Origin of the sequence: Halomonas ventosae, assembly GCF_004361885.1 — a bacterium.
Taxonomy (GTDB): Bacteria; Pseudomonadota; Gammaproteobacteria; order Pseudomonadales; family Halomonadaceae; genus Halomonas; species Halomonas ventosae_C.
Genome location: NZ_SNWH01000003.1, coordinates 202830 through 226495 on the forward strand (window position 1 = coordinate 202830; position 23666 = coordinate 226495).

A 23666-nucleotide genomic window follows, 5' to 3' on the forward strand; every position below is an offset into this window, starting at 1 on the left:
CTGATGGAGATCAAGGAGAGCGAGCACCGGGGTGCCCGCTCAGGGGATCACCGCAGGATGTCGTGGATCACCTCGTAGATGATGTCGTTGGTGAGATCCACCAGCACGGCATCGCTCCCCACACGGCGCCATTCATAGCCCTCGTAGTCGGGCAGGTCGCGCCGCAGGGACGCGTCGAATTTCTTGGCGATACCTGGCGGCAAGGATTTGCCGCGCGCCAGGTTCATGCGGATGCCTGGCGGGAGGCGGTCACGGTCGTCATGGTCGAGGTATTCGCGGCGACGGCGGAAGATCTCTCGGATCTCGCGTTCGTCGATTGAGGGCCGCCTGGCTGTATCGCGGTCGTGATACTCCTGGCGGTCTCGTTCACGGTACTCGTCACGTTCGCGGTCGCGGTACTCGTCACGTTCGTGGTCACGGTACGCCGGGCGCTCGCCGCGTGCCTTACCATGGCCCTTGGCGCCAGGCGACTGCTGGCCTTGATGCTGCCAGGAACCCGCCCCCTGGCCATTGCCATGCCCATTGCCGGGCTGAGCCAGCAGCGGGGATGCGGCGAGGGTCAGGCCAAGGGATACGGCCGCCACCAGCGGGTACAGCGGAAATCGAGTCTTCATGCAGCGCTCCTCATCGGGACATCCAAGCTCAGTCTAGACCTCCATCGTGCAAGGGACGTGCATGAAGCAAGACACCCGGACAAAGAGCCCGGGTGTCATCACGCGCTGATCACGAAAACCAGCTTAGCCAAGGGTCTCGCCGGCCAGCATGAACCAGGTCTCGAGTACCGCATCGGGATTGAGCGACACCGAGTCGATCCCCTTCTCCATCAGCCACTTGGCCAGGTCTGGATGATCCGACGGCCCCTGGCCGCAGATGCCGATGTACTTGCCCTGGGCATGGCAGGCCTGGATGGCCATGGCCAGCAGCTTCTTGACCGCCGGGTTACGCTCGTCGAACAGGTGGGCAACGATACCGGAGTCGCGGTCCAGCCCCAGGGTCAGCTGGGTCAGGTCGTTGGAGCCGATGGAGAAGCCATCGAAGTGCTCGAGGAACTCCTCGGCCAGCAGGGCGTTGGCCGGCAGCTCGCACATCATGATCACCTTAAGGCCGTTTTCGCCACGTGCAAGACCGTTGGCGGCCAGTAGATCGACCACCTCGCGAGCCTCGTCGGTGGTGCGCACGAAAGGCACCATGATCTCGACGTTGTCGAGCCCCATCTCCTCGCGCACCCGCTTGAGGGCGCGGCACTCCAGCTCGAAGCAAGGGCGGAAGGAGTCGGAGATATAGCGCGACGCTCCGCGAAAGCCAAGCATAGGGTTCTCCTCCCCCGGCTCGTAGAGCTTGCCGCCGATCAGGTTCTCGTACTCGTTGGACTTGAAATCCGACAAGCGCACGATGACTCGCTGCGGAAAGAAGGCAGCGGCCAGGGTGGAGATGCCCTCGACCAGCTTGTCGACGTAGAACGCCACTGGGTCGGAGTAGCCGGCGGTCCGCAGGTCGATGGTCTGCTGCAGATCGGCGGGCAGGGTGTCGTACTCGAGCAGTGCCTTGGGATGCACCCCGATCATGCGATTGATGATGAACTCGAGACGCGCCAGGCCGACCCCGGCATTGGGCAGGCCGGCGAAACTGAAGGCACGATCCGGATTGCCGACATTCATCATGATCTTGAAGGGGATCTCGGGCATGGCGTCGACGCTGGTCACGCGACGGTCGAACTCCAGCAGCCCCTCGTAGACGTGGCCGGTATCCCCCTCAGCGCAGGAGACGGTGACGTCGCGCCCATCGTCCAGCGCTTCGGTGGCGTCACCGCAGCCAACTACCGCGGGAATACCCAGCTCGCGGGCGATGATCGCCGCATGACAAGTGCGACCGCCCCGGTTGGTGACGATCGCCGAGGCGCGCTTCATGATCGGCTCCCAGTCCGGGTCGGTCATGTCGGTGACCAGCACATCCCCGGGGTTGACCTTCGCCATGTCATCCGGGGAGAACACCACCTTGACCGCGCCACGACCAATGCGCTGGCCGATAGCCCGGCCGGCGACCAGGGTGCGGCCCTTCTCCTTCAACTGGAAGCGCTCGAGCTTGCCGCCCTCCTGCTGGGAGACCACCGTCTCGGGGCGCGCCTGGACGATGTAGAGCTCACCGTCGTCGCCATCCAGCGCCCACTCGATGTCCATGGGGCAGCCATAGTGCGTCTCGATGGTCACCGCCTGACGGGCCAGCGCCATGATCTGCTCATCATCGAGGCAGAAGCGTACTCGGTCGGTCAGCGGCACGTCTACCGTGGCCACCGACTTGCCGGCGCTGGTGTCGTCGGTGTAGACCATCTTGATCAGCTTGGAGCCGAGGTTGCGGCGCAGCACCGCCGGGCGGCCCGCCGCCAGGGTCGGCTTGTGGACATAGAACTCATCGGGGTTCACCGCCCCCTGCACCACGGTTTCGCCCAGCCCCCAGGAGGCGGTGACGAAAACGGCATCGCGATAGCCGGATTCGGTATCCAGGGTAAACATGACGCCTGAGGCGCCGGTCTCGGAGCGCACCATCTTCTGGATGCCCGCCGACAGCGCCACGTTCTCGTGGGCATAGCCGCGATGCACGCGATAGGAGATGGCGCGGTCGTTGAACAGCGAGGCAAAGACCTCATGCACGGCGCGCTTGATGTTATCGAAGCCCTCGATGTTGAGGAAGGTCTCCTGCTGGCCGGCGAAGGAGGCATCTGGCAAATCCTCGGCGGTGGCCGAGCTGCGCACGGCGACCTTGAGGTGGGGATGCATCGCTGCGAGCGTCTGGTAGCTCTCGCGCAGGTAGCGCTCGAAGGTTGGCGGCAGCGGCGTATCAATCACCCACTGGCGGATCTCGGCACCAGCCCTCGCCAGCTCGGCCACGTCATTGACGTCCAGCGCGGCGAGCCGGCGGTTGATGCGCTCGTTGAGTCCTTCGTGGGAGAGGAATTCGCGGTAGGCGTGTGCCGTGGTGGCGAAACCGCCAGGGACGGTAACACCCGCGCCAGACAGCTTGGAGATCATCTCACCGAGGGAGGCGTTCTTGCCCCCGACCCGCTCAACATCGTCCATGCCCAATTGATCGAACCACTGAATGTAATCGTCCATGAGACCTCCCAGGATATCGACGACGGGTGCCTCATGCCGGTAGGCCGCGCAGAACTCAAGCATGAGGAATGGCGGTGACTCTACCAGCGGCCTGCCATATTCGCCATTGGTCTAACATCGAAGTCACTGGAGGATTTTTACAACAGCGGGGGTTGTCCGCCGACACGCCACTCGGACAGCGTCGCGAGGAGCGCAAGGCCACTGCTTGTCCCAACCCCGTCCAGCACCGACAATATGGCGTATCTTGATCTTCGCCACACAGCGACATGCCATGACGCGCACCGCCTTTTTTATCTCCGACGGCACCGGCATCACCGCCGAAAGCCTGGGTCGCAGCCTGCTCGCTCAGTTCGAGAGCGTCGAGATCCGCATGCTCACCAAGCCCTATATCGACTCCCTGGAGAAAGCCCGTACCCTGGTGGCGATCATCGAGGCCACGGCGGTGCGCGATGGCGAGCAGCCGATCATTATCGATACCATCGTCGATGAGCAGATCCGCGAGGTGATCCGTCAGGCCCCAGGCTTCAAGGTCGACATCTTCTCGACCTTCCTCAAGCCGCTGGAGGAGGAGCTGGAAGCGCACTCCTCCTACAGTGTGGGTCGCACCCACGCCATCGGCCGCGACGATGTCTACATGGACCGCATCCACTCGGTGCACTTCGCCCTGGACAACGACGATGGAGCGCGCACCCATCAGTATGACAAGGCCGACATCATCCTGGTGGGGGTCTCGCGCTGCGGCAAGACCCCCACCTCGCTCTACCTGGCCTTGCAGTTCGGCATCCGTGCCGCCAACTACCCGCTCACCGAGGACGACCAGGACGAGAACGGCACCCTCAAGCTACCCAAGGTGCTGGTTCCGCATCGCCATAAGCTGTTCGGGCTGACCATCGACCCGCGCCGGCTGGCGGCGATCCGCCACGAGCGCCGACCCAATAGCCGGTATAGCTCCATGGACCAATGTGTCCAGGAGGTCGAGCAGGCCGAGGGCCTCTATCGCCAAATGCATATTCCCTATATCGACACCACCCGCTTTTCCGTAGAGGAGATCTCTACCCGGATGATCGCCGAGACGGGACTGACACGACGGTTTTCGCCCAGATAGGCGCCTGGGACCAGCATGCGGATAACCGGCAACAGGTCTACGCGAAGGCGCTGTGACCCCATCCGTGGGCGCTACCGACACCATCCCTGGCGTAGACCTCCGCTACAACCTGTCCACGGCACCGCCAGTTAGTTTCTTACCTGACCACGCCTGCCTGTCTGAGCTTGGCAATATCCTCGGACGAGAGACCCATCTCGGCGAGAATCGCATCGCTGTCCTGACCGAGCCGGGGTGGGGCCACCTCGCTGGTGACGGATTCGCCGTCGAAGCGCAGAGGGTTGGCAACCTGGGGCACCTCTAGATCGCCACGCCGCAGCGTCCGGTGTAGGCCGCGATGGCGTACCTGAGGGTCGTCGAAGACCTCGGTCAGGGTGTTGATGGGTCCGGCGGGGAGTCCACGCGCCTCCATCTCGGCCAACCACTCATCACGGCCCCGCTCGAGCAGGATCTTCTGGATGAGCGAGACCAGCACCTGCCGGTTGCCTACCCGAGCGCCATTGGTGGCATAGGCGGGATCCTCGGCCCACTCGGGATGACCCAGCAGCTCGGCGAGACGCGCGAACTGGGCATCATTGCCCACAGTGAGCACCAGATGGCCATCGCCACAGGCGAACGCCTGGTAGGGCACGATATTGGGATGGGCGTTGCCATGGCGCTCGGGAGAACGGCCTTCAACCAGCGCATTGAGCGCCTGGTTGGCCAGGGTGGCCACCTGCACGTCGAGCAGTGCCAGGTCGATATGCCGCCCCTGGCCGGTGCGCGCGCGCTCCTGAAGGGCGGCGAGCACCCCTACGCTGGCATAGAGTCCGGTCATCACGTCGGTAATCGCCACGCCTGTCTTCATGGGCATGCCATCGGGCTCGCCGGTCAGGCTCATCAAGCCACCCATGGCCTGGATCATGAAGTCGTAGCCGGCCCGATGGGCATAGGGGCCGTCCTGGCCAAAGCCGGTAATCGAGCAACCGATCAGGCGCGGGTTGAGCGCCCGCAGGCTGGGGTAGTCGAGGCCATAGCGAGCCAGCCCGCCGACCTTGAAATTCTCGAGCAGGATATCGGCGCCCTTCGCCAGTGCCCGGACCAGCGCCTGTCCACCCTCGGTGGCGATGTCCACGGCCAGCGACTGCTTGCCGCGGTTGGCGCACAGAAAATAGGCCGCCACCCGCTCGGCATCATCCTCTCCGGTCAGCCAGGGAGGGCCCCAGCCACGGGTATCGTCACCGCGCGAAGGGTGTTCGACCTTGATCACCCGGGCGCCCAGGTCGGCCAGCAGCTGGCCGGCCCAGGGGCCGGCCAGTACCCGCGACATGTCGAGCACCGTGATGCCGTCCAACGGTTTGCTCATCTGCAGCTCCTTGCTCACTCGGGGCCGATCCAAAACAAGCGCCGGACCGTCGAGCAGGCGTTATGAATATGGTGCTTAGACCTCCTATTCTTCGGCCTACCCCCGGCGCCCCGCGTTATCTTCAGCCGATTGCGTTCTGGTGCATCAGCCGGTAAAGGCCTGGATACCGGTCTGAGCACGCCCGAGGATCAGCGCGTGGACGTCATGGGTACCCTCGTAGGTATTGACCGCCTCGAGGTTCATCACGTGGCGGATCACGTGGTACTCATCGCTGATGCCGTTGCCGCCATGCATGTCGCGGGCCACCCGAGCGATGTCCAGCGCCTTGCCGCAGTTGTTGCGCTTGATCAGCGAGATCGCCTCCGGCACCAGCTGGCCATCGTCGATCATGCGACCCACGCGCAGTGCCGCTTGCAAGCCCAGGGCGATCTCGGTTTGCATGTCGGCGAGCTTCTTCTGAATCAGCTGGTTGGCGGCCAAGGGACGGCCGAACTGCTTGCGCTCCAGGGTATAGTCGCGCCCCGCATGCCAGCACGCCTCGGCGGCCCCCATGGTGCCCCAGGCAATGCCGTAGCGGGCGCGGTTGAGGCAGGAGAACGGGCCCTTGAGGCCAGTGACGTTCGGCAGGCGTTGGTCATCGGAGACTTCCACGTCCTGCATGGCGATCTGGCCGGTGATGGAGGCGCGCAGGCTGAACTTGCCCTCGATCTTGGGTGCCGAGAGCCCCTTCATGCTCTTCTCGAGGATGAAGCCGTTAACTACCCCCTCGTCATCTCGCGCCCAGACCACGAAGACGTCGGCGATGGGCGAATTGGTGATCCAGGTCTTGGTGCCGTTGAGCCGCCAGCCGCCGTCGGTGCGCGTGGCACGGGTACTCATGCCGCCGGGGTCGGAGCCATGGTCGGGCTCGGTGAGGCCGAAGGCCCCCACCCACTCGCCGCTGGCCAGCTTGGGCAGGTACTTCTCGCGCTGCTCCTCGCTGCCGAAGGCATGAATCGGGTACATCACCAGGCTCGACTGCACGCTCATGGCGCTGCGGTAGCCGGAGTCGACGCGCTCTACTTCTCTGGCAATCAGGCCATAACTGACGTAGTTCAGTCCCGCGCAGCCGTAGCCGTCGATGGTCGCGCCAAGCAGGCCCAGCTCGCCCATCTCGGTCATGATCTCGCGTTCGAAGCGCTCGTGACGGTTGGCCTCCAGCACTCGCGGCAGCAGCTTCTCCTGGCAATAGTCGTGGGCGGTCTGCAGGACCATGCGCTCGTCCTCGGAGAGCTGGTCGACGAGGCGGAAGGGGTCGTCCCAGGTGACGGGGGTGATCTGGCTCATGGGGGAATCCTCGCGTAGCGAACAGATAATTTCTACATTTTGAATGAATGTAGACCAGATGCAGCTTTCTGCCAAGTCCCGCGTGGTCGGCGTACGTCGGCCAGCCGCTACCCAGGCCAGCGGCACGGTCAGCACGAAGCGTCTGCCCCGAGAGTTGCATGGCCCGCGCGTGGCGGGATCGTGATGCAAGGGAGGAGGACGGAAAAGCGGGTACGCTCATGCCGGGTCTCGACGGAAAAGGAAACCCTCCAGCAGTTTACTCTGCTGGAGGGTTTCCTTGGCCGCTTGGCCGCTCGGTGCTTACTTCTCCTCGCCCTGGCGGTAGAGGGTCTGGATGCTGGAGAAGTCGAGTTGGCCACTGCCCTGGGCGCTGTGCAGGGCGAAGAGGTTGCGCGCCTGGGAGCCCATCGGCACGGTGGACTTCGAGCCCAGCGCCAACTCCCAGGCCAGCCCCAGGTCCTTGGCCATCAGGTCGGTCAAAAAGCCGCCCTGGTAGTCCCGCGAAGCGGCGGTGCCCTCCATCACCCCGGGCCAGGGGTTGTAGACGTTGAGCGCCCAGTTACCCCCGCTGCTCTGCTTCATGATCTCGGAGAGCACGGCCGGGTCCATACCGTTCTTCACGCCCAGCGCCAGGGCCTCGGCGGTGCCCGACATCAGGATGCCCAGCAGCATGTTGTTGCAGATCTTGGCCACCTGACCGGCCCCCGCCTCGCCGGCGTGGAAGATATTCTTGCCCATGGCCTCGAGCAGCGGCTTGGCCTTGTCGAAACCGGCCGCATCGCCGCCGACGATAAAGGTCAGGGTGCCCGCCTGGGCGCCGCCCACACCGCCCGATACCGGGGCATCCAGGTAGGTGAAGCCGCGCTCGGCGGCGGCCGCCGCCACCAGGCGGGCATCGTCCGGGGCGATGGTCGAGGAGTCGACCAGCAGCGGCGCTCCCTCGAGGGTATCGAGCAGCCCCGGCGTGCCGTCGCGCCCCAAATAGAGCCCTTTGACGTGCGCCCCGGCCGGCAGCATGGAGACCACCACATCCGCCCCTTTGGCGGCCGCCTCGGCGCTGGCGGCGCGCCGTGCGCCCTGCCCTTCTAGTGACTGGATGGCGCTCTCAACCAGGTCGAAAACGCTGACGTCATGGCCGGCCTTGACCAGGTTGGTGGCCATGGGCGCGCCCATGTTGCCAAGGCCGATGAAGGCGATGTTCATACGCTGTGCTCCTTAATGATGGATCTCGTGAATGCTTTGGCGGCAGTGCGCAAGACTGGCCCGCCCCTACCCGACCCGATGGCCGACGCCGAGGTCGCGTAAAGGATGAGACTCACTGGACCAGCGCGGGGTCAACAGCGCCTGGATGTCGGCCTGGGGCACCCCGGCGACACTGGCATGCTGCCAGTGCGGCGACTTATCCTTGTCGATCAGCAAGGCGCGCACCCCTTCGACGAAGTCTCCCTGGCAACAGCATTGCACCGACAGGCCGAGCTCGTCACGGAAGGCGTCGGCGAGGCTGGTGTGGGCGTGGCGTTCGAGCATGTGCCATACCAGCTGGGCCGTCATCGGACTACCGACCTGGAGACGTGCGCGGTTGGCGGCGAGCCAGGCGTCATCGCTGGTATCGCCCAAAATGCGCTTGACGGCCGTAGCGGCATCCACCCGCCCCACCAGCGCCTGGAGATGGTCGAGATGCGGCCACACCTGGCCGGCCGGCATGGCGCGGCGCTCCTCGTGGTCATCGAGCACTGTCTGCACCCCAGCCCGCAGGGCCGGCAGGCTGCGGTCGCCGCAATCGGCCTCCTTCAGGGCGCCGATCAACGCCTCGCGACGCTCACGCGGAATAAAGCGGTCGGCCAGCCCCAGGTCCAGGGCGTCGCGGGCGTTGAGCTGGGCGCCGGTCAGGCCCAGGTAGGCTCCTATTCCGGGAGGCATGCGGCCCAGAAACCAGCTCGCCCCGATGTCGGGATAGAGACCGATAGTGATCTCAGGCATGGCGATGCGCGTGGTCTCGGTGGTCAGGCGCTGGAAGCCGCCGGCCATCAGGCCCAGGCCACCGCCCATGACGATGCCATCACCCCACACCAACAGCGGCTTGGGATAGGTGTGGATGCGGTAGTCAAGGCGATACTCTGCCGAAAAGTAGGTCTCGGCGAACAGACCGTCACGGTCGACACTGCGGTTCTCGTCCTGCTCGGTCAACGAACGGTAGAGGGCCACCACGTCACCACCGGCACAGAAGGCCTTGTCGCCGCTGCCCTCGAGCCACACCGCCACCACGCTGCGGTCCACCGCCCAGGCCTCGAGCTTGGCGTCGAGCTGGCGGATCATCTCCAGCGACAGGGCGTTGAGCGACTTCGGGGCGTTGAGAGTGGCCATGCCGATGCGGCCGCCATCGCGGGTGGGTAGCTCGTCGAAGAGCACTGCAAGGTCCGACATCCAGGATCTCCTACTGTAAGGATTCAATGACACCGTCGGCCAGCAGGCGACGGGCGACGATCAAGCGCATGATCTCGTTGGTGCCCTCAAGGATCTGATGCACCCGGGTATCACGGACCATGCGCTCCAGGGGGTACTCACGGATGTAACCATAGCCGCCATGCAGCTGCAGGGCCTCGTTGCAGACGGTGAAGCCCATGTCGGTGGCGAAGCGCTTGGCCATGGCGCAGTGGGCGGTAGCCTCGGGATCGTTCTGATCGAGACGCCAGGCGGCGTGACGCACCATCAGCCGTGCGGCAGTCAACTCGCTGGCCATGTCGGCAAGCTTGAACTGCAGGGCCTGGAACTGCGAGAGCTCACGGCCGAACTGCTTGCGCTCGGCAAGGTAGTCCCGCGACAGGGTTAATGCCTGCTGGGCCGCCCCCAGCGAGCAGCTGGCGATGTTTAGACGCCCGCCGTCGAGGCCCTTCATGGCAAACCGGAAGCCCTCGCCCTCCGCGCCCAGGCGATGGGTGACCGGCACCCGCACACCGTCGAAACTGACCAGCCGCGTCGGCTGGCTCTTCCAGCCCATCTTTTCCTCGTTCTTGCCGTATTCGATTCCTGCCGCATCGGCCGGCACCACGATCGCCGAGACACCGCCGGCGCCACTGTCGGGCGCGCCGGTGCGCGCCATCACCACCAGCACCTCGGTGGCCCCCGCGCCGGAGATGAACATCTTCGAGCCGCTGATCAGGTATTCGTCGCCCTCGCGCACCGCCTTGGTGCGCAGGCTGGCGGCATCGGAGCCGGCGCCAGGCTCGGTCAGGCAGTAGGAGCCGAGCGCTTCGCCGGCCACCATGGCAGGCACCCAGGCCTGGCGTAGGGCATCGTCGCCCCAGCTGGCGATCATCCAGGTCACCATGTTGTGGATGGTCAGGTAGGCGGTGGTGGAGATGCAGCCCTGGGCCAGCTGCTCGAAGATCAGCGAGGCCTCGAGGCGCGAGAGGCCCAGGCCGCCATGTTCTTCCGGGGTATAGATGCCGAGAAAGCCCGCCTCGCCGGCCCGGCGGATGACGTCCACCGGGAAGTGGGAGCGCGCGTCCCAGTCGGCGGCATGCTCGGCGAGCTCGGCCCTGGCGAAATCGGCAGCCGCCGCGGCCAGCGCCTTCTGGTCATCGGTCAGGGAGAAGTCCATGGGGAAACCCTCTTGTTCAACAATGGGGGAAATGGCTGACGCCAACCTAGCATTTGCTAGGTTTATCCCATATCACGCCTTGGTCGAACAAGCACTTTACGTTAACGTAAACCTCGTTTAGGGTTGCCAGACGAGGTGAGAAACCGCCGGTTCACCACCCGCTCACAGGATCGATGTCATGACACAGACAAGCGCCCCGGCCAACGAGGCCAGCCAGGAGGCCCTGCCCCGCCAGCACCGACACTACAGCATCGGCGAGCTGGCGAGGATGTTTGAGGTCACGCCACGCACCATCCGCTTCTACGAACAGGAAGGCCTGCTGGCGCCGTACCGCGAGGGACAGAAGCGCATCTACCGTGAGAAGGATCGGGTGCGCCTGAAACTCACTCTGCGCGGCAAGCGGTTGGGGTTCTCGCTGGCCGAGATCCGCGAGGTGGTGACGATGTACGACGCCATGCCCGACGGCAACGCACGCCAGCTCTGGCGCCTGCTGGAGATACTGGCCGAAAAGCGCGACAACCTCGAGCGTCAGCTGGAGGATATCCGCCTGATGCGCAAGGAGATCGATGACGTCGACCAACGTGCCCGGCAGGTACTGCGCGGACTCGGCCAGGAGGCATGAGCATCGAACAGGCGACCCGGCGCCGCCTAAGCGGACCACGACGTCATCACCCGTTTCACGCCCACAGGCACAGGCCACAACAAGACGAGAAACACCATGACACGCCAACATCAATCGATCAGCTATGTCAGCGGCATCAGCGACACACCTCTCAAAGGCCAGACCATCGGCGACTGCTTCGACGACACCGTGGCACGTTTCGCCGAGCGCGATGCCCTGATAAGCCGCCACCAGGAGCTGCGTTACAGCTGGAAGGCACTGCAGCAAACCGTCAACCAGGCGGCACGCGCGCTGATCGCCCTGGGGGTGGACAAGGGCGACCGAGTCGGTATCTGGTCGCCCAACTGCGCGGAATGGACCATCACCCAGCTCGCCACAGCGAAGATCGGCGCCATTCTCGTCAATATCAACCCCAGCTATCGCACCCATGAGCTCGAGTATGCACTCAAGCAGTCGAGCACCTCGACGCTGGTGCTGCAGGGCGCCTTCAAGGCCTCGGACTATGTCGCCACCCTGGCGGAGCTCGCCCCGGAGCTACGCGATGGTGCTCCCGGCAACTTCTCCTGTCAGCGCCTGCCCGAACTCAAGCGGGTGATCTGCCTTGATGCCGAGCGCGCGCTGACCGGTATGCTGACCTGGCCGCAGATGCTGACCCATGCCGAGGAGGTGTCCGCGGACCACCTGGCCGATGTCCAGGCCAGCCTGCAGTTCGATGACCCAATCAACATCCAGTACACCTCGGGAACCACGGGGGCACCCAAGGGAGCCACCCTCTCCCACCACAACATCCTCAACAATGGCTTCTTCGTAGCGCGCACCATAGACCTCTGCGAGACCGACCGCATGGTGATCCCGGTTCCGCTCTACCACTGCTTCGGCATGGTGATGGGCAACCTGGGTTGTGTGACCCACGGCGCCACCATGATCTACCCGGGCGACGGCTTTGACCCTGAGCAGACGCTGCGTGCCGTCTCCGAGGAGAAGGCCACCACCCTCTACGGCGTGCCGACCATGTTCATCGCCGAACTGGAGCACCCGGCCTTCGAGACCTTCGATTTATCCAGCCTGCGTAACGGCATCATGGCCGGCTCCATCTGCCCCATCGAGGTGATGCGCAAGGTCATCGATCGCATGAACATGCAGGACGTCACCATCAGCTACGGCATGACCGAGACCAGCCCGGTGAGCATCCAGACCCAGACCGATGCGCCGCTGGAGAAGCGAGTTACCACCGTGGGCACCATTCACCCTCACCTGGAGGTCAAGCTGGTGAGCCCCGATACCGGCGCCGTGGTGCCCCGCGGCGAGACCGGCGAGCTATGCACCCGCGGTTACAGCGTGATGCTCGGCTACTGGGAGAACCAGGAAGCCACCGACAAGGCCATCGACCGGGCCGGCTGGATGCACAGCGGTGACCTTGCCACCATGGACGACGAGGGCTATGTGGCGATCGTCGGGCGCATCAAGGACATGATCATTCGCGGCGGCGAGAATATCTATCCGCGCGAGGTCGAAGACTTCCTCTACACCCACCCGGCCATCTCAGACGTGCAGGTGATCGGCGTGCCCGACGAAAAATATGGCGAGGAAGTGATGGCCTGGGTCAAGCTGAGCGAAGGCGAGTCGCTCAGCGAGGAGGAGCTCAAGGCCTTCTGCAAGGGGCAGATCGCCCACTACAAGGTTCCTCGCTACGTGAAGTTCGTCGACGACTTCCCGATGACCGTCACCGGCAAGATCCAGAAGTTCAAGATGCGCGAGGAAGCCACCCACGAGCTGGGACTGTGACCCGGGCTGCGCCCGGGAGCGGTAAGCCGTTAGCTTGAAGCTGGAGGAAAAGACCCCGCAGTCCCAAAGGCCCGCGGAGTCTTCTTGTGGCCTACGGCGTAACGCTTACAGCACCCGGCGAAGCAGGGTTCTTCCAGCTTTCAGGCGCGTCGTGCCGCTCTTCCAGCTTCCAGCTTATAGTCCTTTGGGCGCATAGATACCTGGGGCATTGCGCCAGTACCCCTGGTAGTCCATGCCGAAACCGAAGACATAGCGGTCGGTGACGTTCAGGCTGCAGTAGTCAGCCCTCAAGCCGGGAACCGCCTTGCGGTCGTGCTGCTTGTCGACCAGCACCGCGGTGGCGATGCTCGCAGCCCCGGCCTGCCGACAGTAGTTAAGGATGGCGGCAAGCGTCGCGCCTTCGTCGAGAATGTCATCGACGATTACCACGTGACGACCGGCCATCGGCACCTCCGGGGAGACCCGCCAGAACAGTTCGCCGCCACGCAGGCCACCTCGATAGCGGGTGGCGTGGAGATAGTCGACCTCCAGCGGGAAGCCCAGCCGGGTCAGCAAGTGCCCGGTGGTGATCAGACCGCCGTTCATCACGCAGTAGAAGACCGGCAGGCGGTCACCCAAGTCGCGGGTGATCTCGTCGGCCATGCGGTCCAGCGCACGTTCGACCTCGCGCTGTGAGATCAGACAGTCGGCATTGTCCATGACATCACGCATGTCGGCCAGGCGGGGCAGGGAATCGGCATCGAGTCGGGGCATTGTCGTCGGCTCTTGGGGGGAATCAAAAAAGGAGATTGCATCAGCCGGTGGCCATCGCCTCGAGCCGCGCATGGACGCGGCGCCAGCGCGACAAGGCCCCCAACGCCTGAAGGTCGGGGCGGGCGCGAGCATAGCGAAGCCTGGCGATGCGCCGCACCTGGTGTACCTGGCAGGCATCCAACACCTCGCGGGTGGCAGCACGATCATTGCACACCAGCAGCATGTCGCATCCCGCGGCCAGCGCCAGCCGGGCCCGCTCGGTGGGCGAGCCGGCGCTCGCGGCAGCAGCCATGCTCAGGTCATCGGAGAAGATTACGCCTTTGAAGCCCAGGCTCTCACGCAGCATGCCGAGCCAGGCCGGTGAGAAACCCGCCGGGCGATGGTCGAAGTCGGCATAGACGACATGGGCCGGCATCACCGCATCGAGGCGCGGTGCCAATTCGGCGAAGGGCAGCAGGTCATGGCTGCGCAAGGCGGCCAGGGGACGCTCATCCACCGGCAACTCGTGATGGGAGTCACCCGCCACGCCGCCATGGCCGGGGAAGTGCTTGCCCACCGCCACCATGCCCGCCTCGTGCAGACCATCGATAAAGCCCCCCCCCAGGCGAGCCACCGCCCGAGGATCCGCGGAGAAGCTGCGATCACCGATCACGCAGCCCCCCCTGCCGTCCACATCGAGCACCGGCGCGAAGGAGAGATCGAGGCCACAGGCCGCCATTTCCATGCCCAGCAGCCAGCCAGCATCCTGGCAGAGACGCAGCGTCACCTCGGGCTGCTGGGCGAAGTCGCGGCCCAGGCGCCTCATGGATGGCAGGCGCGTGACGCCTTCGCGCAGACGCTGGACCCGCCCTCCCTCCTGGTCGATCGCCAGCAGCAGATCGGGGCGCAGGTAACGGATCTCGTCGCACAGGGTGCGAACCTGATCGGCGGAAGCGATGTTACGGGCGAACAGGATCACGCCTCCGACCTCGGGGCGCATCAGCAGCGTCTGCTCCTCGGGCGTCAGACGCTGGCCCTCCAGATCCAGCATCACCGGTCCGAGCCTCTGGGTCATGGTCGTGTCCCTGGCAGATGAAAGGGAGCCGATTCTAGACCATCGCCGCGGCACGGGACAGCCCATCCGCAGCGGGAGAGTAACCGGGCATTCGACGTCATCCGCCGATACAATAAGCAAGCGGATCCGACTGCACAGGAGTCACCTCTTGCTTACTGATCTCTCCCCCTTCTTGCTCTGGCCGCTGGCGGTCGTGCTGGGCCTGTGCCTGGGCAGCTTCCTCAACATAGTGATCACCCGTCTGCCGGTCATGCTGATGATCGGCTGGCGCGCCGAGGCCCGCGAGGCGCTGGAATTGCCCCCGGAACACACGTCGCCCTTCAACCTGATGACCCCGCGTTCGCAGTGTCCGCGCTGCCAGACTCCTATCGCCTGGCACGACAATATTCCGTTACTGGGCTGGTTCAAGCGTCGCGGGCGCTGTGCTTACTGCCAGGCGCTCATCAGCCCGCAGTATCCGCTGGTGGAACTCGCCGGCGGCGCGCTGGCCGTGGCGGTGCTGGCGCTCTTCGGGCCGACTCTTGAGGGGCTGTTCATTTTCGGAGCTTGCCTAGCGCTGTTGGCCATGGCGGTGATCGACCTGCGCACCCAGCTACTGCCGGATCTTCTCACCCTGCCCTTGCTGTGGGCGGGACTGCTCTACCAGCTGTTGTTCCAGCCATTGATGCTGCCCTCAGCAGTGATCGGTGCCATGGCCGGCTACCTCGTGCTGTGGAGCTTCTACTGGCTGTTCAAGCTGGTGACCGGCAAGGAGGGCATGGGTTATGGTGATTTCAAGCTGCTGGCCGCCCTGGGCGCCTGGCTGGGCTGGCAATACCTGCCGCTGGTGCTGATCCTCTCCGCCGGGGCGGGAGCGGTGGTGGGCATCCTAATCCAGCTGGCGATCCCGCGCCTGCGCGGTGCGCCCCTGCCCTTCGGGCCCTGGCTGGTGATGGCCGGCTGGATCGCCCTGCTCGCCGGTGAGCCGCTGATGGCGCTGTATACCGGGCTGCTGTAGTGAGGTGACCATGGCTAAGAACCTTAGTGCGACCCGGGAGACCGGGCTGATCATCGGCGTGACGGGCGGCATCGCGTCGGGCAAGTCCACGGTGGCGCGGGCGTTCGCCGCGCACGGCATCCCCTGGGTGGATGCCGACGAGGTAGCCCGCGAGATCGTGGCGCCGGGCGAGCCGGCACTCGCCGAGATCGCCGAAGGCTTCGGGCGCGAGGTCCTCGCCGACGATGGCAGGCTTGACCGCCGAGCGCTGCGCGAGATCGTCTTCACCGATAGCAAGGCGAGGCGCCAACTGGAAGAAATCACCCATCCCCGCATCCGCGAGCGCCTGGCGGCCCATCTCAAGCGGCTACAGGCGCAGGGCGCCCCCTATGTGCTACTGGTCTCGCCACTGCTTTTCGAAACGGGGCAGGACGCGATGGTCGACCGCTGCCTGGTCATCGACGTGCCGGAGGCGACCCAGATCGCCCGCACGGCGGCGCGCGACACGGTGGATGAGACCCAGGCCCGGGCCATCATCGCCGCCCAGATGCCACGGGCGGAGCGTCTGGCACGCGCCGACGACGTGATCGACAACTCCGTCGATGAGGCGCACCTGGCCGCGCAGGTGGCCGCACTCGACCGCCAGTATCGAGCCGCCGCCGGTTTGCCTCCCGAGTCCTGATTCGTCATCCTTAACCGATACCCTGTCGAAGACGCTACCAATGACCACGCAAGACACCTCACGCCCCCTGGAAGTCGCCTGCCCGCAGTGCCGCAAGAAGGTGCTGTGGAGCGCGGCCAATCCCTACCGCCCCTTCTGCAGCAAGCGCTGTCGCCTGCTCGACCTGGGCGCCTGGGCCGACGAGTCGCATCGCATCGCCGGGGAGCCCGCCATGGACGAGACCGACCTCGACGCTCTGCTGGCACGCGCGGACCAGGACGGTGAACCATCGTGAGCAGTGACCAGCAGCGCCCGGAATACCGCCTGATGGCCGAACTGGAGGCATGCTTCGATCGGCTGCTGGAGCACACCGAGGCCCTAGTGGCGGCCTGGCAGGCCTCTGGCGCCCCGGCCTGGTCCTTCGATCACGATACGCCCGATACCGACTGGCTGCGCCATGCCCTGCTCGATGTGTGGTACCAGGATGGCCAGGACGGTCGCGCGACCCGCAGCCACGTGGGATTGGTGGCGGCCGATGACACGGTGGTGGATGCGGTCGAGCGGGTGAATGGCTCCAAGCAGGCCTTCGCCGCCTTGCTGGCAGAAATCCGCGACGAAGTGCCATCCCTGATTCCAGAGATCAAGGCAATCCTGCCCCTCCGGCATCCGGGCCTGCACGATCACCTGCGCGGCACCGGGCTCGCCAGGCTGCACCTCAAGCAGTGCTGGCGGGCGATTCCCTTGGCTGAAGCCCCAGTGGCCCGTGTGCGCATGGCCTGGTATGCCAGTGGACGCTCGATCAAGCGGTTGACGGTACGCGAGGCCGAGCAGAAGCTACTGGCACTGGACAGCGACGCCCCTCACGTGCGCATCCAGCTGCGCCAGCTGGCCGGCATTCCCGATAGCGAGCCGCTGGCCCAAGTGCAGCGCCAGGCCCCGTTGATGCGCGCCAACCTCTTCTACCGTGAACCTCTGGAGGATGGTCGCAGCCGGCGCGCCATGAACATCGCCCTGCCGTTATTCGTGCCCAGTCCCGACGGCCGACTCCCCGACCATAACCTGCCTCCCGCTCATCCGCCAGTCACCCGCACCCGCGCCCGCCGGCGCGACGAGCGACTGGAGGACAGCGCCTTCCTGCCCAGCTTGCGCGTCTATCGCTACCGCTGACATTCGCTCGATGCTGCGCCCCAGGCAAGTCGGCTTAGGCAATATGGCCGAGGGACTTCAAGGTCTGCAGCAGACATCTTACGCTCTTGACGGGCTGGGCATACTCGGCCATCAGGGCCTTGAGGCGCTGCTCGAAGGCACGCTGGACAGCCTGCTCATCCTGCGACTCGGCGGCCTCCTGCTCCAGGCGCTCGAGTGAACGCACCGGCGGGCCGGTGGGAATATCGAGTTGGTTGTCGGGACTCTCGAGTTCACGCAGTGCATCGGCGAAGGCGTCATCGAGTTCGCGGAACTTGCGCAACTTCTCTCGCTCGTCCATGGGTTGTCGGGGATGATGGGCTTTCATGTGATTCCAGGGGTCCAAGGCGAAGGCGGTGGCGAAAGGGATACCCGAGCCTTGCCAACATTCAGGAGATAAGCTCCAGTATACGGACAACGCGGCGCTGAATCATTTTTCGGTCTCGCCATGCCATCCGAGACAGTGTTGAAGTAAACGACGACGCCGCCCGGGAAGGCAGCGTCATGCCGTGACGTGCCGGCAGTTACTCCTCGACACGCACCAACCAGGATTCGACGGTGTCGGAGCCGTACTCGTCCTTCCAGGCCTTGAGAGTCTTCTGGTTGCCCCCGCGAGTTTCCACGACTTCTCCAGTGTTGGGATTCTTGTAAATCTTCAACTTGCGCTTGCGGCGAGTACCGCCAGTCGTCGGGGCAGCAGTATCGCGAGACACCGCAGCGGGCTGGGGATCGAGAAGCTCGATAACGTCAGCAGCACTCTTGTCGTACTCGCGCATCAGTGCTTCGAGCTTTTCCTTGAACTCGAGTTCAGCCTTGAAGCGGTCGTCATTCTGCAGCTTGTCGAGCTCCGATTGGATTTTCTTGAGCTGCTGCTCCATCTGCATGTAGTTACTAAGCAGTGATGACATCTAATAGATCCTTCTTGGAGATGATGGGAGGCGGCAACATTATTGCCGTTAGAGACTTGTTTGGCAACAGTAAGAACATATATGCAAAGTCCGACCCGTTGTCATCGCGACCCTGGGCCACATAGGGGCAAGTAATACACTTCAGCAAACTTACAGGACTGGCATTATTTATCGATTTGACGCGATGGTCACGGCGTAATGAAAAAAGGCCAGCCCGTGACATCATCAACACAAATATCATCAGCACAAACATCATCAATTCAAAACATCAGAAAAAAGCGCCGCCCCATGGGGCGGCGCCTTGCCAGATGATGTGGGACAGTGTCCCAGTTACGATCAGTCCTGGCCCATCTGCTGCTTGATCAGGTCACCAATGGTGGTCGGGCCACCCGCATCATTGCCCTCGACACGCAGCTTCTTCAGATTATCGCGCGTCTCATCCTGCTCCTTGGCCTTGATGGAGAGGCTGATCTGGCGGTTCTTGCGATCGACACCGACGATGCGGGCTTCGATGGTGTCGCCCTCGTTGAGGATATTGCGAGCATCCTCAACGCGGTCAGCACTGATCTCGGAGGCCTTGAGCACGGCAACCACATCGGTGGTCAGCTCAACCTGAGCTTCCTTGGCGTCGACCTCGATCACGCGACCGGAGACGATGGAGCCCTTGTCATTGACGGCCAGGAACTCGGAGACCGGGTCAGTATCGAGTTGCTTGATGCCCAGCGAGATACGCTCACGTTCCGGGTCGATGGAGAGGATGACGGCTTCCACCTCATCGCCCTTCTTGAACTGACGCACGGCTTCCTCGCCAGTATCCGTCCAGGAGATGTCAGACAGATGCACTAAGCCGTCAATACCGCCCTCCAGGCCGATGAAGATGCCGAAGTCGGTAATCGACTTGATGGTGCCGGACACGCGGTCGCCCTTGTTGTAGCGCGCGTTGAAGTCTTCCCAGGGGTTGGTGGTGCACTGCTTGATGCCCAGGGAGATACGGCGACGCTCCTCGTCGATATCCAGCACCATGACGTCCACCTCATCACCAACCTGCACGACCTTGGACGGATGGATGTTCTTGTTGGTCCAGTCCATCTCGGAGACGTGGACCAGACCCTCGACGCCCTCTTCGAGCTCGGCAAAGCAGCCGTAATCGGTGAGATTGGTGACCTTGGCGTGAACCTTGGTACCTTCCGGGTAGCGATCCTTGATGTTGACCCAGGGATCTTCGCCCAGCTGCTTAAGGCCCAGGGAGACACGATTGCGCTCACGATCGAACTTGAGCACCTTCACGGTGATTTCGTCGCCCACGGCCACGATCTCGCTGGGATGCTTGATGCGCTTCCAGGCCATGTCAGTAATGTGCAGCAGACCATCGACGCCACCCAGGTCGACGAAAGCGCCGTAATCGGTGAGATTCTTAACGATACCCACGATCTGCTGGCCTTCCTGCAACGTCGCCAGCAGAGCCTCACGCTCAGCGCTGTTCTCGGCCTCGAGCACGGCACGGCGGGACACCACCACGTTGTTGCGCTTGGCGTCGAGCTTGATGACCTTGAAGTCGAGTTCCTTGTTCTCGAGGTGGGTGGTGTCGCGTACGGGACGAACATCCACCAGGGAGCCCGGCAGGAAGGCACGGATGGAGTCGATGTCGACGGTGAAGCCACCCTTGACCTTGCCGTTGATCACGCCCTTGACGATCTCTTCCTTCTCGAAAGCCGCTTCCAGCACCTTCCACGCTTCGGCGCGTTTGGCCTTCTCGCGGGACAGGCGGGTCTCGCCGAATCCGTCCTCGACGGCTTCCAGGGCGACATGCACTTCGTCGCCGACAGCGATGGTGAGTTCGCCGTTTTCGTCGCGGAACTGCGCCGCGGGGATCTGACCTTCCGACTTCAGGCCGGCATTGACGGTAACCCAGTCACCGTCGATGTCGACGATGGTCGCCGGGACGATGGCGCCCGGCTGCATGTTAATGTCCTGGAGAGACTGTTCAAACAGTTCAGCAAAGCTTTCGCTCATGATGTTCCTACGTGATCAACGTTGAGTACGGCGTTACCGCCTTCTCCGCACCACCAGCGAGTGCGGGCCTTATTTACCAAGCCCCCGGGGATGTTAGCGCTGGTTCGACCTGGCCCGGCTCACGGAAACTCTTTTCGAACCAATAAGTGCCGGACCACGTCATCACATCCTGCCGGAGGCGCCGCAAGGGAGTTCAGGTGGCGGATGCCAGACCGCGTTCGGTCAGCAGCTCCGTCAGCTGATCCACCACTTCCGGTATCGTCAGGCGCGTGGTATCAAGCATGATGGCATCAATGGCCGGCTTGAGCGGGGCCACGCTGCGCTGCATGTCGCGGGCATCGCGCGCCTGAATCTCCTTCAGAAGACTCGATAGACTAGCATCTACCCCAGCCTCTCGCAACTGAAGGTGGCGTCGTCTTGCACGCTCCTCGGCACTCGCGGTGAGAAATATCTTCAGCGAAGCATCGGTGAACACCACGGTGCCCATGTCACGTCCGTCGGCCACCAGACCGGGGGCCTGACGGAAGTCGCGCTGACGCTGCAGCAGCGCCTGGCGTACCGCGGGCAGGGCAGCAACCCGGGAGGCGGCATCGCCCACCTGTTCGGTGCGAATGGCGGTGGTGGCGTCCTCGCCTTCCAGCAGCACCCGGGTGGTAGTGTTGTCGGCCACGAACACCACATCAAGATCCGCCGCGACACGGGCCAGGGCCGGCTCGTCATCCAGGGGCAGCTCGTGTTTCACGGCGGCCAGCGCGGTCAGCCGATAGAGCGCCCCGCTATCGAGCAGGTGCCAGCCCAGGCGAGCGGCAACCAGCCGACTGATGGTGCCCTTGCCGGCGCCACCCGGACCGTCGATGGCCAGCACCGGCGCCTCGCGCTGCGTATCGCTCATGATACCTCCTGCTGTTCCTCGAGGATCATCCCCACGCGTCGCGCCAGGTCGATGAAGCCAGGAAACGAGGTTGCCACGTTGGCACAGTCGTCGATGATGATCTCATCGCCGGCACGCAGCGCGGCGATGGTGAAGGCCATGGCGATGCGATGATCCCCCAGGCTGTCGATGCGTCCGCCTCCATAGCGGGCGCTCTCGCCGCCCGGCCCTGACGAACGGCCGACAATATCGATGCCATCCTGATGCAGCACATGCTTGACGCCGAGAGTGGCCAGGCCATTGGCCATCGCCTGCAGCCGATCGGACTCCTTAACACGCAACTCCTCAGCCCCGCGCAGACGGGTGGTGCCTTCGGCGTTGGCCGCGGCGATGAACAGCGCCGGAAATTCGTCGATGGCTAACGGCACCTGCGACACCGGAATGTCGATGCCCTTGAGCGGTGCGTAGCGGATATGCAGGTCCGCCACCGGCTCGCCACCCACCTCGTGGGCGTTCTCCAGGCGCAGGTCGGCGCCCATTAGTGTGAGAATATTGATCGCGCCGATGCGGGTCGGGTTGATACCGACGTGCTCCAGCACCAGATCGGCACCCGGGGTGATCGCCGCCGCCACCAGGAAGAAGGTGGCCGACGAGATGTCGCTCGGCACGTCGATGGGGGCCGCGGCGAGCCTGCCGCCGCCCTGGAGCCAGCAGGTATCACCTTCGCGATGCACTGCATAGCCGAAGCCCTGAAGCATGCGCTCGGTATGGTCGCGGGTCGGCGCCGGCTCGCGTACGCGGGTCTCCCCCTCGGCGTAGAGTCCGGCCAGCAGCAGGCAGGACTTCACCTGAGCGCTGGCCATCGGCATGTTGTAGGTAATGCCCTTGAGCGGCCGGCCGCCGTGAATATGCAGCGGCGGCCGGCCACCCTCGGCGGTGTCGATCGCCGCGCCCATGGCGCGCAGCGGCTCGGCCACCCGGTTCATGGGGCGCTTGGTCAGGGAGGCATCGCCAATGAGCTCGGTGTCGAAGGCCTGGCCGGCCAGCAACCCGGCGAAGAGGCGCATGGCGGTGCCGGCATTGCCCACATAAAGCGAGCCGCTGGGGGCCTTGAGGCCATGCAGGCCGACACCGTGGACGGTGACTCGCCCCTGATGCGGCCCCTCGATGGCCACGCCCATCTCCCGGAAGGCCTGCAGGGTGGCGAGACTGTCCTCGCCTTCCAGGAAGCCCTTGATCTCGGTGACGCCCTCGGCCAGCGCCCCGAGCATGATCGAACGGTGGGAGATCGACTTGTCGCCGGGCACGCGGATCCGCCCGGTGACGCCACCGCCAGGGCTGACCCGGTAGCGCAGCTTGCCGTGTTGTTGCATCTGGTACTCCGCCTGATAACTGGTCTGGTTGAGCAGGGATTCGAAATAGTGCCGGGCATGGCTGGCCCGGTCGAAAATAGCCAGCATGGCATCGCTGTCGCCGCGCTCCACGGCGCCACGCAGCCGCTCCACGCCGGCCTCGAAGTCGTCCAGAGCGGCGAGCACCGCATCACGGTTGGCGATAAAGATATCGCGCCACATCACCGGATCGCTACCGGCGATGCGAGTGAAGTCACGAAAACCGCCGGCGGCATAGCGGAAGATCTCCAGGCGCTCGTCCTGGCGGGCCAGGGTATCCACCAGCGAGAAGGCCAGCAGATGCGGCAGGTGGCTGGTACGCGCCAGCACCTGGTCGTGTCGCGCCACGCCCATCTCCAACACCTCGGCGCCGCAAGCCTCCCAGAGTGCGCGCACTCTGGCCGTGGCGGTCGGGTCGGTATCGTCCTCCGGCGTGAGAATCACCTTGTGGTGCGCGTAGAGTCCGGCATCGGACGCTGCGACTCCGCTCTTCTCCGAGCCGGCGATGGGGTGGCCGAGCACCAGGTTGGTCGGCATGCGACCGAAGGCAGCCACGACCGCCTGGCGGATCGCCACCTTGGTGCTGCCTACATCGGTAACAACCACATCGGGCGCGGCACGATCAAGGCAGGCGGCCAGCTGGGCCATCACCGCCTCCATGGCCAGCACGGGCACCGCCAGCACCACCAGCGACACGCCCTCGACCAGCGCCTCGAGCCGCGTGTCGCCGCCGTCGATCAGGCCCATCTCGATGCCTCGGGCGATCTCGGACGCATCGGGGTCGCAGGCGAGGATGTGCTTTGCTGGTCCGGGGTCACCGGCATCATCATTATGGTGACGACCAGCATGACGGCCATAGCCACTCACTCGAAGGGCCGCAGCCAGCGAACCGCCGATCAATCCCAGACCGACGATCAGGATGCGTCGCTCATCGGGTGGCGGCTTCACGATGCCCGCCATCCC

Annotated in this window: 21 protein-coding genes; 7 read left to right on the top strand and 14 right to left on the bottom strand. The window is 64.4% G+C overall.

Annotated elements, in window-relative coordinates; genetic code table 11:
* Positions 1-47 precede the first annotated feature (47 nt).
* Positions 48-614, bottom strand: coding sequence for an anti-virulence regulator CigR family protein (locus tag DFO68_RS04130; RefSeq protein ID WP_133482333.1), 567 nt, complete (start codon positions 612-614; stop codon positions 48-50).
* A 123-nt stretch (positions 615-737) separates the two neighbouring features.
* A complete protein-coding gene (ppsA, locus tag DFO68_RS04135) occupies positions 738-3110 on the bottom strand; it encodes a phosphoenolpyruvate synthase (protein WP_133482335.1) in 2373 nt (790 codons plus the stop codon).
* A 271-nt stretch (positions 3111-3381) separates the two neighbouring features.
* Between ppsA and ppsR the strand changes: the two genes are divergently transcribed.
* Positions 3382-4215: a posphoenolpyruvate synthetase regulatory kinase/phosphorylase PpsR gene (ppsR, locus tag DFO68_RS04140; RefSeq protein ID WP_133482337.1), complete on the top strand. Its 834-nt coding sequence runs from the start codon at positions 3382-3384 to the stop codon at positions 4213-4215.
* 136 nt (positions 4216-4351) lie between these two features.
* Here the strand turns inward: ppsR and DFO68_RS04145 are convergent, their stop codons facing one another.
* From DFO68_RS04145 to DFO68_RS04165, 5 genes are all read right to left on the bottom strand, one after another.
* Entirely contained in the window at positions 4352-5557 is a 1206-nt protein-coding gene (locus tag DFO68_RS04145; protein WP_133482339.1) for a CaiB/BaiF CoA transferase family protein, read from the bottom strand.
* Between the two features lie 144 nt (positions 5558-5701).
* Entirely contained in the window at positions 5702-6883 is a 1182-nt protein-coding gene (locus tag DFO68_RS04150) for an acyl-CoA dehydrogenase (protein ID WP_133482341.1), read from the bottom strand.
* A 300-nt stretch (positions 6884-7183) separates the two neighbouring features.
* Positions 7184-8086 carry a 3-hydroxyisobutyrate dehydrogenase gene (gene mmsB / locus DFO68_RS04155; protein ID WP_133482343.1) on the bottom strand — a complete coding sequence of 301 codons (903 nt, stop codon included), beginning with the start codon at positions 8084-8086 and terminating at the stop codon, positions 7184-7186.
* A gap of 66 nt (positions 8087-8152) precedes the next feature.
* A complete protein-coding gene (locus tag DFO68_RS04160) occupies positions 8153-9307 on the bottom strand; it encodes an enoyl-CoA hydratase/isomerase family protein (protein ID WP_133482345.1) in 1155 nt (384 codons plus the stop codon).
* A gap of 10 nt (positions 9308-9317) precedes the next feature.
* The gene (locus DFO68_RS04165) at positions 9318-10484 is read right to left on the bottom strand and encodes an acyl-CoA dehydrogenase family protein (protein WP_133482347.1); all 1167 of its coding nucleotides are present in this window, start codon (positions 10482-10484) and stop codon (positions 9318-9320) included.
* Between the two features lie 178 nt (positions 10485-10662).
* Here DFO68_RS04165 and DFO68_RS04170 point away from each other — a divergent pair, with 178 nt between their 5' ends.
* Both DFO68_RS04170 and DFO68_RS04175 read left to right on the top strand, forming a co-directional pair.
* A complete protein-coding gene (locus DFO68_RS04170) occupies positions 10663-11106 on the top strand; it encodes a MerR family transcriptional regulator (protein ID WP_133482349.1) in 444 nt (147 codons plus the stop codon).
* Positions 11107-11202: 96 nt separating this feature from the next.
* Positions 11203-12891 (top strand): AMP-binding protein, encoded by a 1689-nt coding sequence (locus DFO68_RS04175; RefSeq protein ID WP_133482351.1) that lies wholly within the window; start codon positions 11203-11205, stop codon positions 12889-12891.
* A gap of 174 nt (positions 12892-13065) precedes the next feature.
* Here the strand turns inward: DFO68_RS04175 and DFO68_RS04180 are convergent, their stop codons facing one another.
* On the bottom strand, positions 13066-13644 hold the full coding sequence (locus DFO68_RS04180; RefSeq protein WP_133482353.1) for a hypoxanthine-guanine phosphoribosyltransferase: 579 nt from the start codon (positions 13642-13644) through the stop codon (positions 13066-13068).
* A 40-nt stretch (positions 13645-13684) separates the two neighbouring features.
* Positions 13685-14698 carry a beta-N-acetylhexosaminidase gene (nagZ, locus tag DFO68_RS04185; protein ID WP_133482355.1) on the bottom strand — a complete coding sequence of 338 codons (1014 nt, stop codon included), beginning with the start codon at positions 14696-14698 and terminating at the stop codon, positions 13685-13687.
* 148 nt (positions 14699-14846) lie between these two features.
* On the opposite strand from nagZ, the gene DFO68_RS04190 reads away from it, so the two are divergent.
* From DFO68_RS04190 to DFO68_RS04205, 4 genes are read left to right on the top strand one after another with little or no spacing between them, the layout of a single operon-like run.
* On the top strand, positions 14847-15695 hold the full coding sequence (locus DFO68_RS04190; protein WP_243726408.1) for a prepilin peptidase: 849 nt from the start codon (positions 14847-14849) through the stop codon (positions 15693-15695).
* 10 nt (positions 15696-15705) lie between these two features.
* A complete protein-coding gene (coaE, locus tag DFO68_RS04195; protein ID WP_133482358.1) occupies positions 15706-16356 on the top strand; it encodes a dephospho-CoA kinase in 651 nt (216 codons plus the stop codon).
* 40 nt (positions 16357-16396) lie between these two features.
* A complete protein-coding gene (gene yacG / locus DFO68_RS04200; protein WP_133482360.1) occupies positions 16397-16630 on the top strand; it encodes a DNA gyrase inhibitor YacG in 234 nt (77 codons plus the stop codon).
* Positions 16631-16662: 32 nt separating this feature from the next.
* Entirely contained in the window at positions 16663-17502 is an 840-nt protein-coding gene (locus DFO68_RS04205; protein ID WP_133482408.1) for a DNA replication terminus site-binding protein, read from the top strand.
* A 34-nt stretch (positions 17503-17536) separates the two neighbouring features.
* Here the strand turns inward: DFO68_RS04205 and DFO68_RS04210 are convergent, their stop codons facing one another.
* The 5 genes from DFO68_RS04210 to DFO68_RS04230 form a co-directional block, all read right to left on the bottom strand.
* Positions 17537-17821 (bottom strand): hypothetical protein, encoded by a 285-nt coding sequence (locus DFO68_RS04210; RefSeq protein ID WP_133482362.1) that lies wholly within the window; start codon positions 17819-17821, stop codon positions 17537-17539.
* A 223-nt stretch (positions 17822-18044) separates the two neighbouring features.
* Positions 18045-18428 (bottom strand): histone-like nucleoid-structuring protein, MvaT/MvaU family, encoded by a 384-nt coding sequence (locus DFO68_RS04215; protein WP_133482364.1) that lies wholly within the window; start codon positions 18426-18428, stop codon positions 18045-18047.
* 336 nt (positions 18429-18764) lie between these two features.
* The gene (gene rpsA, locus DFO68_RS04220) at positions 18765-20441 is read right to left on the bottom strand and encodes a 30S ribosomal protein S1 (protein ID WP_133482366.1); all 1677 of its coding nucleotides are present in this window, start codon (positions 20439-20441) and stop codon (positions 18765-18767) included.
* A 193-nt stretch (positions 20442-20634) separates the two neighbouring features.
* The gene (cmk, locus tag DFO68_RS04225; RefSeq protein ID WP_133482368.1) at positions 20635-21333 is read right to left on the bottom strand and encodes a (d)CMP kinase; all 699 of its coding nucleotides are present in this window, start codon (positions 21331-21333) and stop codon (positions 20635-20637) included.
* Positions 21330-23651 (bottom strand): bifunctional prephenate dehydrogenase/3-phosphoshikimate 1-carboxyvinyltransferase, encoded by a 2322-nt coding sequence (locus DFO68_RS04230; protein WP_243726409.1) that lies wholly within the window; start codon positions 23649-23651, stop codon positions 21330-21332. The genes cmk and DFO68_RS04230 overlap by 4 nt, the downstream gene beginning before the upstream one ends.
* Between the last annotated feature and the right edge of the window lie 15 nt (positions 23652-23666).